The 11,783-nt window shown below is 67.2% G+C and carries 10 protein-coding genes and 1 pseudogene; 3 read left to right on the top strand and 8 right to left on the bottom strand.

Annotated features, from left to right (window positions below):
- Window position 1: 1 nt before the first annotated feature.
- The 7 genes from AC1RS9_RS00055 to AC1RS9_RS00025 form a co-directional block, all read right to left on the bottom strand.
- Window positions 2-376 carry a DUF948 domain-containing protein gene (locus AC1RS9_RS00055; protein WP_083607112.1) on the bottom strand — a complete coding sequence of 125 codons (375 nt, stop codon included), beginning with the start codon at window positions 374-376 and terminating at the stop codon, window positions 2-4.
- 112 nt (window positions 377-488) lie between these two features.
- Window positions 489-1,562 (bottom strand): ABC transporter ATP-binding protein, encoded by a 1,074-nt coding sequence (locus AC1RS9_RS00050; protein WP_006943884.1) that lies wholly within the window; start codon window positions 1,560-1,562, stop codon window positions 489-491.
- A 2-nt stretch (window positions 1,563-1,564) separates the two neighbouring features.
- The gene (locus AC1RS9_RS00045; protein ID WP_492920098.1) at window positions 1,565-2,872 is read right to left on the bottom strand and encodes an ABC transporter ATP-binding protein; all 1,308 of its coding nucleotides are present in this window, start codon (window positions 2,870-2,872) and stop codon (window positions 1,565-1,567) included.
- An 11-nt stretch (window positions 2,873-2,883) separates the two neighbouring features.
- Window positions 2,884-3,900, bottom strand: a complete 1,017-nt coding sequence (locus tag AC1RS9_RS00040; RefSeq protein WP_492920096.1) for an ABC transporter permease — start codon at window positions 3,898-3,900, stop codon at window positions 2,884-2,886.
- 127 nt (window positions 3,901-4,027) lie between these two features.
- Window positions 4,028-5,746, bottom strand: a complete 1,719-nt coding sequence (locus AC1RS9_RS00035) for an ABC transporter substrate-binding protein (protein ID WP_231729546.1) — start codon at window positions 5,744-5,746, stop codon at window positions 4,028-4,030.
- Between the two features lie 112 nt (window positions 5,747-5,858).
- Window positions 5,859-6,866 (bottom strand): ABC transporter permease, encoded by a 1,008-nt coding sequence (locus AC1RS9_RS00030; RefSeq protein ID WP_006943869.1) that lies wholly within the window; start codon window positions 6,864-6,866, stop codon window positions 5,859-5,861.
- 234 nt (window positions 6,867-7,100) lie between these two features.
- Window positions 7,101-8,474: a replication-associated recombination protein A gene (locus AC1RS9_RS00025; RefSeq protein ID WP_492920093.1), complete on the bottom strand. Its 1,374-nt coding sequence runs from the start codon at window positions 8,472-8,474 to the stop codon at window positions 7,101-7,103.
- A 90-nt stretch (window positions 8,475-8,564) separates the two neighbouring features.
- Here AC1RS9_RS00025 and AC1RS9_RS00020 point away from each other — a divergent pair, with 90 nt between their 5' ends.
- The 3 genes and pseudogenes from AC1RS9_RS00020 (at window position 8,565) to AC1RS9_RS00010 (ending at window position 11,429) form a co-directional block, all read left to right on the top strand.
- Window positions 8,565-9,149, top strand: coding sequence for a hypothetical protein (locus tag AC1RS9_RS00020; protein WP_006943866.1), 585 nt, complete (start codon window positions 8,565-8,567; stop codon window positions 9,147-9,149).
- A pseudogene (locus AC1RS9_RS00015) lies at window positions 9,146-10,066 on the top strand (MMPL family transporter); the annotation flags it as partial. The gene AC1RS9_RS00020 and the pseudogene AC1RS9_RS00015, both read left to right, overlap by 4 nt.
- Window positions 9,978-11,429, top strand: a complete 1,452-nt coding sequence (locus AC1RS9_RS00010; RefSeq protein ID WP_492920091.1) for an MMPL family transporter — start codon at window positions 9,978-9,980, stop codon at window positions 11,427-11,429. The pseudogene AC1RS9_RS00015 and the gene AC1RS9_RS00010, both read left to right, overlap by 89 nt.
- 56 nt (window positions 11,430-11,485) lie before the next feature.
- On the opposite strand, the gene AC1RS9_RS00005 is transcribed toward AC1RS9_RS00010, so the two are convergent.
- On the bottom strand, window positions 11,486-11,716 hold the full coding sequence (locus tag AC1RS9_RS00005; protein WP_492920248.1) for an HAD-IA family hydrolase: 231 nt from the start codon (window positions 11,714-11,716) through the stop codon (window positions 11,486-11,488).
- Window positions 11,717-11,783: the final 67 nt, after the last annotated feature.

Below are 11,783 nucleotides of genomic sequence, written 5' to 3'. Positions count from 1 at the left end.
CTCAGAATCGGCGCCGGGTCCCCGGGGTCTTTCCGCTCATTGCCGTCTTGATGGTGTAACCGACGGAGGCGACCTTCAGCATGGGACGCCCGACCGTCGCCACGGTCAGCGACGTCAGGGCGTTGAGATTATTCGTCATCGTCGCGAGGTTGGCCGTGATTGCGTCGAGGCGCTCGACCTGGGTGTTCGCGGCTGCGACGGTCGAGGTCATCTCCGTGATGAGCGGCAACGTCTCGTCGCTCACCTTGCGCACCGCGGCGCTCGCCTCGTCGAGCACGGCGCCAGCCTTGCCGATGACACTGCCGAGGCGCCACACGAGCACGGCGAACGCGACGGCCGCGATGAACCCGGCGATCTGTCCGAGCGTCAGGTCCACGTCATCTCCTTCTTCGAGCGCGCATGTCGCGCTGACACCAGATTACGGGGTGCACACGGCCGTCAGGCCCGCCCCGGTGTGGGGCGGGCCTGACGGCTTCGAGCGGGTGACGTCACACGACGTCGGCGCGCACCTCCGGGAAGTGGCACGCGACGCGGTGGCCGGGCGCGACCTCGACGGGCTCGGGCACGACCTGAGCGCACAGATCCTGTGCCTTCGGGCAGCGCGTGCGGAACACGCAACCCGACGGCGGGTTCTGCGGGCTCGGCAGGTCGCCCTTGAGCAGGATGCGCTCGCGCTTGCCCTTGAGCGTGGGGTCCGGGATCGGCACGGCCGACAGCAGCGCGTGCGTGTACGGGTGCTGCGGGCGCTCGTACAGCGTGTCGCGGTCGGCGTCCTCCATGACCTTGCCGAGGTACATGACGACGACGCGGTCGGAGATGTGACGCACGACGGACAGGTCGTGCGCGACGAAGACGTACGCCATCTTGTCGCTGTCCTGGATCTCCTCGAGCAGGTTGACGACCTGCGCCTGGATCGACACGTCGAGCGCCGAGACCGGCTCGTCGCAGACGATGACCTGCGGCTTGAGGGCGATCGCACGCGCGACACCGATGCGCTGACGCTGACCACCGGAGAACTCGTGTGGGTAGCGGTTGTAGTGCTCGGGGTTGAGCCCTACGCGCGACATGAGCTCCTGCACCGCGTTCTTCACGCCGCCCTCGGGCTTGACGCCCTGGATCTCGAACGGCGCCGAGATGATCTTGCCGACGGTGTGACGCGGGTTGAGCGAGCCGTGCGGGTCCTGGAACACCATCTGCAGTTCACGACGAATGCGCCGCAGGTCGCCGCCCTTGAAGTCGGTGATGTCCTCACCGGCGAACTCGATCCGGCCTCCCGTGGGCTCGAGGAGCTTGAGCATCGTGCGACCGGCGGTCGACTTGCCACAGCCCGACTCGCCGACGAGGCCGACCGTCTCACCGCGGTGGACGACGAGGTCGATGCCGTCGACGGCCTTGACGGGGTTGTCGGGGCGCCGGATGAGGCCCGCCTTCTTCTGCGGGAAGTGCTTCTGCAGCCCGGTGACGCGCAGCACCTCTTCTCCGACGGCGACCTGGGTCGCGCTCGCGAGAGCGTCGTCGGGTCCCGGCGGCACGCTCGTCGCGTGCGTGTCTGCGTTGGTCATGCTCAGTCTCCAACCTTGGTCGCGCCGTGGGCGTCCGCAGCACCGGCAGTCGCGGCGTGGGCCGCGCCGGTCGTGGAAGCCGCGTCGGCGCCGTCGATCGTGCGGGTCTGCGCGGGCTTCATGTGCTCGGCCTTCCGCTCTGCGGTCAGGAAGCAGCGGGCTTCCTGGTCGCCGAAGTGGCGCAGATCGGGCATCTCGGTGTCGCAGCGATCGCCCGGCACGAGGTACTTGAACGCGCAACGCGGCGCGAACGAGCAACCCCTCGGCAGGTTGATGAGCGACGGCGGGTTACCGGGGATGGGGTCGAGCTGCTCGCGACGTGCCTCGTCGAGACGGGGCATCGAGTTGAGCAGACCCACGGTGTACGGGTGTTGCGGCGTCGCGAACGTGTCGTAGACGTCACCCTTCTCGACCGGACGCCCGGCGTACATGACGAGCAGGTCGTCCGCGACGTCGGCGACCACGCCGAGGTCGTGGGTGATGATGATGATCGCGGACTTGAACTCCTGCTGCAGGTCGAGCATGAGGTCGAGGATCTGCGCCTGCACCGTCACGTCGAGTGCCGTGGTCGGCTCGTCGGCGATCAGCAGCTTCGGGTCATTGACGAGCGCCATCGCCGTCATCGCCCGCTGACGCATACCGCCCGAGAACTCGTGGGGGTACTGATCGACTCGCTTCTGCGGCGACGGGATGCCGACGCGGGCGAGCATGTCGATCGTGTGCTCACGCGCCTCCTTCTTCGACGCCTTGGGGTGGTGCACCTTGTAGGCCTCGATGATCTGCGCGCCCACCGTGTAGTACGGGTGAAGCGCCGACAGCGGGTCCTGGAAGATCATTGCCATCTTGCGCCCGCGCAACTCGCGCATGCGGTCTTCCTTGATGGTGAGCAGGTCGTCACCGTCGAAGTCGATCGCACCGGAGATCTGAGCGTTCGTCCCACGGTTGAGGCCCATGATCGTCGTCGACGTCACCGACTTGCCGGAACCCGACTCACCGACGATGCCGAGCGTCTGACCCTCGTACAGGTCGAAGCTCACGCCGTCGACCGACTTGACGATGCCGTCATCGGTCGGCCAGTGCACCTTGAGGTCGCGCACCGACAGCAGCGGTGTGCCACTCTTGTCGACCTGCTTCTTGCCGGGCTTGGCGCCCGAGTCCGTGAACGTCTCGCGGCCCACGCCATGGCCCGCGCCGTGCCCGGGGACCTTTGCGGCCGCGGTGGCGACGACGTCGCCGGCCTTGTCAACGAGAGCTTCGGCCTTCTCGCCGACGACGGAGTCGTCGACCTTCTTCTTGAGCTTGTCGAACATGGTCTCTCTCCTCAGGCCAGCTTCACGCGTGGGTCGACCACGGCGTAGAGGCAGTCGACGATGATGTTGGCCACGATGACGAGCGCCGACAGGACGACGACGATACCGACGTTCGTTGGCAGGTCCGGCGTCTGGGTCGACGTGACCGCTAACTTGCCCAGGCCGTCGTAGTTGAACACCGACTCCGTGATCGGTGCGCCGCCGACGAGCACGGCGAAGTCGATGCCGGCCATCGTCATGATCGGCGTGATGGCCGCCCGCATCGTGTGCTTCCACAGTGTCTTGCCCTTCGACAGGCCCTTGGCCTTGGCGGTGCGCAGGTAGTCCTCGCTCATCGTCTCGAGCACGTAGGCGCGAGTCATGCGGACGTACCCGGCGGCGGTGAACAGCGCCAGCGTGAGGGCTGGCATCAACAAGCCCGACAGCCAGCCACCGATGCCTCCGTCGGCGATCGTGGAGTACTTGGGAACCGGCAGCCAGCCCCAGTCGATCGCAACGAACTGGTACAGGAGCGAGCCGATCGCGAAGGTCGGCAGGGCGTAGAAGATCAGCGATGTCCCCACCAATGTCTTGTCGACGATCCCGCCTCGACTCAACGCGGCGAGGATACCGAACCCGACGCCGAGGATGAGCGTCAGCGCGAAGGCGACGAGCGCAATGGAGAAACTGATCGGGAATGCTGCCTTGATTTCATCCGTCACGTTCGCGGACTGCAGCGGCGAATACCCCAGGCATGGCGCGTCACATGAAAAGGCAAGGTCGGGCGCGCTCTTTCGTAGTTCCTTGTCCTCCGGGAATTCGCGTCCCGTAGCTACGCCCTTGACGAAATTACCCCACTGCACGAGAACGGGCTTGTCGTAGCCGAGGGCCTTGCGGTTCTGCTCGATGAGCGCTGGGGAGCAGTTCTTGCCACAGGTCTGGGCGGCCGGGTCCTTGCCGGCGGAGAAAAAGAGCACGAACGTCGCGAGCGTCACGACGAGCAGCATGACCAGACCCGAGAAGAGTCGGCGAATGACGTAGGCAACCATGAGCTTCCGCCCTTGCGGGCAGTCCTCTCGAACGGGAACGGGGGTGGGTTCGGTGTCGGCCGCGAGGACCGGGCGACCGGCGGGGCATCGGTGGGTGCCCCGCCGGTCGAGGTGCCAAGACGTCCGATTACTTCTTGACGCCGATGACCGCGAGGTCGGGGTACATCGACGTGCCGGCGCCGTTGATGTAGTTCGTCACCTTCGAACCGCGCAGGTAGTAGAACTTCTGCGACTCGAGCGGAATGTAGGCGACCTCTTCGCCGAGCTTGGCGTCGATCTTCTTGTAGATCTCACCTGCGGCGTCGACGGACGTGGCCTTGGAGGCCTCGTCGATCATCTTGTTGACCTCGTCCGACTTGTAGTTGCCGTAGTCGGAACCGTTCGACTTCGCCGTCAGGTTGACACGGCTGTCGAACAGCGGCGGGATGACCGTGCTGGCGGACGGCCAGTCCGAACCCCAGCCGGCCCAGTACACGTCGCCGTCGGAGTTCGGGTCGCGGATGACATCGTAGTAGGTGTCCGTCAGTCCGTTCAGGGTGACGTTGAAGCCGGCCTTCTTCCAGCCGTCCGCAATGGCGCCTGCCTGCTTGTCGGCCAGCGGGGTGCCGCCCTGGTACGTGAACTTGATCGACGGGTTGGGCTGACCGGCCTCCTTGAGAAGCTTCTTGGCCTCCTCGATGTTTCCGCCCGTGCCGTACTTGAACGCCGGGTTCTTGACGTAGGCCGTCGTGAGCGCCGGGTTGATGATGGAGTCGGCCTTGGCGTAGGCCTTGTCACCGCCGCCAGCGGTGATCCAGGCGTCCTGACTCGTCGCGGCGAGCAGAGCCTGACGGACCTTCTGGTTCGTCATCTTCTTGAAGTTCGGCACGAGGTAGTCGACGTACGGCGACTGCACGTTCGCGGACCGGTCCTTCACGGCACCCGTGATCTGGCCGTACAGCTGCGGCTGGAGCGAGCTCGTCGTGATAGCCGTCTGGTCGTCACCGCGGTCGGCGATAAGACGCTGGTTGATCTTGACCGGGTCGATGCCCTCCTGGAAGACGATCTTGTCCGGCAGCGCCTTGCGCACGGTGTCCGTCTTGGCGTCCCACTTGTCGTTGCGGACGAAGGTGCCACCCTGACCCTTCTTCCACGTGCCCTGCAGCTTGTAGGGGCCGTCAGAGAAGGCGGTGAGGTTGCTCTTGTCGCCCTTGTCCTGGTCCTTGCGGAACGGGTCGAACGCGCGCAGGGAGGCGACGGCGAGGTTGAAGTCCGGCCACGCCTTGTTGAACTTGTACGTGATCGTCTTGCCGTCACAGGTGACAGCCTTGTCGAACGCGTCCTTGTTGTGGTTCTTGTACGGGCCGTCGTAGATCGGCAGCCCGTTCTTCTGCGGGATGTCGAGGTACGCAAGGGCGTAGGACGGGCCACCCGTGATGACGTCCGTGGCAAAAGTACGCGAGATGCCGTACTTGAGGTCATCACATGTAATGTCCTTGCCGTCCTGCCACTTGACGCCGTCCTTCAGCGTGAAGCTCCACTGCTTGCCGCCGTCCGACATCTTGCCCGTGTCGGTGGCGAGGTCGGCAACCGGCTTGTCGCCCTTCTTGATGTCGTCCGTGGCCGGCATCGTGACGAGCGAACGCGACCACAGGCGGCCCCAGTTCGAGATGTCACGTCCGATGTAGACACGCTGGGGGTCGAGGTTCTCGGCGCCGCGCTTGTTGAGGTAGTTCAGCGTGCCACCGGAGTCCTTGCCCCCGGAACCGCCGGAGCCACCGTTGTCGCTGGACCCGCCACCGCAGGCAGCGAGGCTGATCGAACCAGCCATCGCCACGGCGAGGATGGAAGCCGACTTCTTGTTCATCGTCATCTCCTTGATGAAGAAGGATCCGCCGAGGCGATCCAACCGACCTGACCGGACGTGGCCAGGAAAACTGAGGGAGCCCGTGGGCTCGTGTGAGAGACGCGCGGTGGCGTCAGTGGCGATCGGCCTTGGGGTCGAGCGCATCGCGCAGGCCGTCGCCCAGAAGGTTGAAGCTCAGGACGAGAACCGAGATCGTGATGACCGGCACGAAGAAGTACGTCGGATCGGCCTGCGAGAAGTCGATGGCGTCCGTGATGATGTTTCCGAGCGTGGGGGTCGGGGCGTGGATGCCGACACCGAGGAAGCTCAGGGCGGCCTCCGCCGAGACGAAGGCGGGGAACGTCAGCGTGGCGTACACGAGGAACGGCGCCCAGAGGTTGGGCAGCAGCTCCGTCACGTACAGACGGCGGTTCGTCGCACCCAGGGAGCGGGCCGCCTCGATGAACTCACGGTTGCGCAGCGTCATGACCTGGCCGCGAATGATGCGAGCGAACGTCGGCCAGCCGAACAGGCCGAGCACGAGGATGATGTAGATGCCCGCGGCGATGTTGCTGTTCTTTACGCCGAAGCTCTGGATGCGCGCGATGATCGTCCCCGACAGCGCCAAGAGCAGCAGTGTCTGCGGCCAGCACAGCACGAGGTCTACAAGCCGGCTGAGCAGGAAGTCGGCCTTGCCCCCGGCGAAGCCCGAGATGAGCCCGACCGTCATGCCGATGAGCATCGCGACCGCCGTCGCACCGAGGCCGACGACCACGGAGAACGTCACGCCGTACATGAGGCGGCTCAGCAGGTCCGTACCCGAGGAGGGCACGACGCCGAGCGGGTGATGCGAACTTGCACCGCTGAAGCTACCGATCGGCGTGCCGTCCTGGGACAGGAGATCGCGATGGTTGGTCGTGGGGTCGAGCACACCCGTGGCCACGAGGATGGGAGCGATGATCGCCACGAGGACGAACAGCGCCGCGATGGTCATCGCAGCAAGGGTGGCCTTGTCGCGCTTGAGTCGAGACACGGCGATCTGACGAAGCGAACGACCTTCGATCGCCTTGGGCTCCTCGGGCGTCTGGGGTTCGGCCCCATCGGGACCCATCCCTTCGAGCGCGGGATCGCCGGTGACCATTGCCAAGGCTTCGTCCTTCCGTCTCTGGGCGCTCGGTGCGCGCTCCGCCTGTCACACGCGGCCCGGCGGTTGGCCGAGCTCGTCATGCACCCCAGATCATGCCCCATCGAAATTGTGATTCCAGCCTCAAAGTACGAGGGTCACCAGATCGTTACCTTTGACCCGCGAATGGCCGCAGGTGTAACACCGCGTTAACGAAACACGCGATTCTGCAACATCACGCAGTGAGCTGCATCACGTTGCACTCTCACCCCCGCGGATGACGGCGCGCAGGCGTCGCCATCGCTCCCCCAGCCGCTCCTCCCACCCCCGCGACGTCGGGTGGTAGTAGTCCGCGTCGGGCAGCAGGTCGTCGGGCAGGAACTGCTGCGGGCCGACGCCGTCCGGTTCATCGTGCGTGTATGTGTATCCGGCCCCGTGCCCCAACTGCGTCGCCCCGGCGTACCCCGAGCCGCGCAGATGCGGCGGCACGGCGCCGCCGCGGCCCGCCCGGACGTCGGCGATGGCGGCGTTGATCGCCGCGTACGCCGCATTCGACTTCGGCGCGATCGCGTTGTGCACGACCGCCTGCGCGAGGATGATCCGCGCCTCCGGCATGCCGATCTGCGCGACGGCGTGCATCGCCGCCACCGCCGTCTGCAGCGCCGTCGGATCCGCCATCCCCACGTCCTCGCTTGCGGCGATGACGATGCGCCGCGCGATGAATCGCGGATCCTCGCCCGCCTCGAGCATGCGTGCCAGATAGTGCAGGGCGGCGTCGACGTCGGAGCCGCGCATCGACTTGATGAGGGCGGAAGCGACGTCGTAGTGCTGGTCACCGGCGCGGTCGTAGCGCACCGCGGCTGCCGCCATCGCCTGCTCGACGTGGGCGAGCGTGATGGTCTTATCCCCCGCGTCCGTCGCCACCCCGGCGCCGGCCTCGAGAGCCGTGAGCGCCCTCCGGGCGTCACCGCCGGCCATGCGGACGAGGTGATCGCGCGCGTCGTCGTCGAGGGTGAATCGCTCGTCGAGACCGCGCTCGTCGACGAGTGCCGCGCCGATGACGTCCGCGATCTGCGCGTCGTCGAGCGAGGTGAGCGTGACGAGCACCGAACGCGACAGCAGCGGGGCGATGACGCTGAACGACGGGTTCTCCGTCGTCGCGGCGACGAGGATGACGGTGCGGTTCTCGACGCCGGGCAGCAGCGCGTCCTGCTGGGCCTTGCTGAAGCGGTGGATCTCGTCGAGGAACAGGACCGTCGAACGGCCGTACATCGCGAGGTGGCGGCCCGCCTCCTCCATCGCCTGACGCACGTCCTTGACGCCCGCCGTGATCGCCGACAACTCGACGAACCGGCGTTCCGCGCTGTTCGCCGCGAGGTGCGCGAGCGTCGTCTTGCCCGTTCCGGGCGGCCCCCACAGGATCGCGCTCATCGGCCCCGCCGCACCCGCCTGGCCCTCGATGAGACGCCGCAGCGGCGATCCGGGCTTGAGCACCTCGCCCTGCCCACGCACCTCCTCGAGGGTGCGCGGGCGCATGCGCACCGCGAGCGGCGCCATCGCCGATGCCCCAGCGCTGCCCGAGGTTCGTTCACCGTCGAGGCGGCTCGAGAACAGGTCATCACTCATGGCTGCAGTCAACCAGCCACCACCGACAAGGCACGACTAGAGTGAGCCGCGCCACCGCGCCACCGCGCCGCCCGCCTCGAAGGACACCCCATGAGCAATTCCTCCCAACCCACCGCGATCCGTCAGACGTTCAACGTCGTCATCGGGTGGTTCGGGGTCGCCATCGGGATCGTCCTCGTCGTCAGCGGCCTCATGGCCCGCTCGCCGCACACGATGGCGTTCGTCGGCTTCGCCCTCGCCGCGGCGTCGTTCTGCGTCATGGTGCGCCCGAGCATCCGCTTCGGCGCGGACGACGTCGTCGTCTCCAACGTCGTGCGTGAGGTGACGCTGCCCTGGCCGGGCATCTCGCACGCCACGTCGAAGGGCAGCCTCGTCCTCCATGACAACGACGGGCACAAGACGACGGTGTGGGCGATCGGCTCGCAGAAGGCGCGCGGCGCGCGCAACGCCGACGACGCGCGTCTCGGCATCCTGCCGACCGCGTCCCTGCGCCCGATGCCGGGCACCCTGACGCAGCCTCCGCGCTCTGCCGGCGCGCTGCGCGAGGCCTTGGACGCCGAGACGGTGGACAACCCGGCCGACGTCCCCTCCGGTCGTCGCGTGCGCTGGCTGCCGCTGCCGTGCGCCCTCATGGCACTCGCGCTCGTCAGCGTCATCGTGGCGGTCATCGGATGAGGTGGGGCGCCACGCGACAGCGCGCCGGGGCCTCTCGGGCCGACGATTCGTCGGCTGCCTCGTCAAATGGTTCGGGCCATTCGCCCGAGCCGACCGACGGCGAGCGTCCGAGCGGGCGAGGCTACGGCGCCTTCGTCGCGCGTCACGCCAAGGCCATCGTCCTGACGTGGCTCGTCGCCGTCGTCCTGGCCTTTGCGACTACGGCCGGCGCCTTCGGTGGCGGCGGACTCTTCGCACACCTGCAGCAGGCCGAGCCGTTCGTGCCGGGTGAGGCACACACCGGCAACGACATGCTGCTGACCGGCGACAAGGCCGGCGGCAGCGTCGCCGTCCGACTCGACGGGGTGGCGAGTTCACAGCAAGCGGCTGTCGGCGCGAAGGTGCAGCAGGTGATCGACGACGTCGTGCACACGTCGGCGGTCGAGTCGGCGTACTCACCCGCGGCGAAACGCGACCCGCGCGTCGCTGCCGCCTACCGTTCCTCGAGCGCACCCGAGTCGATGGTCTTCGTCGCCACGCTCGATGCTGGGCTCGACAAGAGCGTGCAGGAGGACGTGAGCGCGCAGGTCACGAAGGCCGTCGAAGCGGTGACGCCCGCGGGGGTGCGCGTGCGCACCGGCGGGTCCGTGGAAGTGCTCAAGCGCATCACCGATCAGGCGCAGGAAGACCTCAAGACCGGAGAGGGCATCGCCTTCCCGCTGACCCTCATCGTCATGGTCATCGTGTTCGGAGGATTCATCGCGGCGGGCCTCCCCCTCATCGGCGCGATCGCTGCGATCGCCGGCGGGCTGCTCGCGCTGCTCGGGTTCAGCCACGTCACCGACCTCGATGCGACCGTCGTCAACATCGTCACGATTCTTGGTCTCGGCCTCTCGATCGACTACGGCCTGCTCATCGTCGGACGCTTCCGCGAGGAACTGTCGCGCCGCGCTGCAGCGCGAGGCCGACGGCCTCGACGGGGTGCTCACGAGCGCCGACCACGACCTCGCGACCCAGCGCACGATCGCGACGGCCGGGCGCACCGTTCTCTTCAGCGGGCTTACGGTCGCGATCTCCGTCGCAGGGCTCGTCCTGTTCCCCGCATCGGTGACAAAGGCGATCGGCCTCGCCGGCCTGTCCGTCGTCGCCGTCGCCTGCCTCGCGGCGCTGACGCTCGTGCCCGCCTGCGCGCGCCTCGCTGCGGCGCGCCTCGCGAAGAAGAGCGTGCAGCCTGACGCGGACGAGGGACGATTCGCCGACCTCGCCCACGCCGTCCAGCGTCATCTGTGGATCTCGATCTGCGGTGTCGTCGTCGTCCTGCTCGTGCTGGCCGCGCCGCTGCTCGGCATGCGGCAGGTGAGCTCGACGAGCGCGTTGCTGCCGACGTCGGACCCGCAACGCACCCTCATGAACGACCTCGCCCACGACTTCCCTGTGCTCGGCGAACCCGCCGTGAGCATCGTCGGCGAGACCGACGTGGCGACGATGACGAAGTGGGTCTCGAGGGATGTCGCACACCGCGAATACGTCACCGGGGTCAACCCCGTGCGTGACCTCGGCGACGGCAAGGTCGCCGTCGGATTGCGAGTCGACGGGGCCACCCCCTCCAACGGGCGCACGCAGCACGTCGTCCACGACCTGCACGCTCACCGCCCAGGATTTCCGACATGGGTGACGGGCCAGCAGGCCAAGCTCGACGACTACACGCACGCCATCGCTGCGCGAGCCCCCTACGTCGTGCTCGTCGTTGCGTTCGCGACGCTCGTGCTGCTGTTCCTCATGACGGGATCGCTCGTCCTGCCGCTCAAGGCCCTCCTGTTCAACGCCCTCTCCCTCGGCGCGAGCCTCGGAGCGATGACGTGGATCTTCCAGAACGGCCACTTCGAATCGCTGCTCGGCTACACGAGCAACGACGCGATCGAGTCGACCGTCCCCGTCATCCTCATCGCGTTCGGTTTCGGCCTGGCGATGGACTACGAGGTATTCCTGCTCTCTCGCATCGTCGAGGCCCACGAACATGGTGACGACGACGCGCGCGCCGTCGCCGTCGGCATCCAGCGCAGCGGACGCATCGTGACGAGCGCCGCACTTCTCATGGTCATCGTCATGCTCGGGTTCGCCGCGGCGAAGATGGTCATCATCAAGCAGATCGGCGTGGGCCTCGCCCTGTCGATCATTCTCGACGCCACGCTCGTCCGCATGATCCTCGTGCCCGCGACGATGACCGTCATGGGCCGGTGGAACTGGTGGGCCCCCGCCCCGATGAAACGCTGGCACGCCCGCTTCGGCCTCCGCGACTGACTCCCCCGCGAATCGCGTCCCCCTTTGCGAATCCCGTCCCCAACGGCGATTTGCGGTCACATTCGAACACCGGCGCCCTCGAGCATCCGGCGCATGCCGGCCGCGCCGCTGCTGGGGTCATGCAGATGTGCCCGGATGCCGCAGGACGTCGCCGCCGCGACGTTGCGGGCCGAATCGTCGACGAACACGATCTGACCCGCCGGGACGTCCAGCCGGTCGATGATCGACGCGAAGAACGCCTCGGCCGGTTTGCACGCGCCGAGCTCGCAGGAATAGAGGCTCTTCACAGATGAGGGTGTAGTTGAGGTCTGAATCCGCCGGACTCGAGCAGGGATCTGGCGATGTAGTTGGTCA

It is taken from the genome of Dermacoccus sp. MPR-E5, from assembly GCF_058809565.1.
Note: the sequence above shows the minus strand (reverse complement) of the source record. Positions and strands in the feature narration are given on the sequence as shown.

Excerpts from the sequence above, each read along its gene's own strand:
- AC1RS9_RS00050 (WP_006943884.1), bottom strand. The coding sequence starts at position 1,562 with ATGACCAACGCAGACACGCACGCGACGAGCGTGCCGCCGGGACCCGAC.
- AC1RS9_RS00045 (WP_492920098.1), bottom strand. The coding sequence starts at position 2,872 with ATGTTCGACAAGCTCAAGAAGAAGGTCGACGACTCCGTCGTCGGCGAG.
- AC1RS9_RS00040 (WP_492920096.1), bottom strand. The coding sequence starts at position 3,900 with ATGGTTGCCTACGTCATTCGCCGACTCTTCTCGGGTCTGGTCATGCTG.
- AC1RS9_RS00035 (WP_231729546.1), bottom strand. The coding sequence starts at position 5,746 with ATGAACAAGAAGTCGGCTTCCATCCTCGCCGTGGCGATGGCTGGTTCG.
- AC1RS9_RS00030 (WP_006943869.1), bottom strand. The coding sequence starts at position 6,866 with ATGGTCACCGGCGATCCCGCGCTCGAAGGGATGGGTCCCGATGGGGCC.
- AC1RS9_RS00025 (WP_492920093.1), bottom strand. The coding sequence starts at position 8,474 with ATGAGTGATGACCTGTTCTCGAGCCGCCTCGACGGTGAACGAACCTCG.
- AC1RS9_RS00020 (WP_006943866.1), top strand. The coding sequence starts at position 8,565 with ATGAGCAATTCCTCCCAACCCACCGCGATCCGTCAGACGTTCAACGTC.
- AC1RS9_RS00010 (WP_492920091.1), top strand. The coding sequence starts at position 9,978 with ATGCGACCGTCGTCAACATCGTCACGATTCTTGGTCTCGGCCTCTCGA.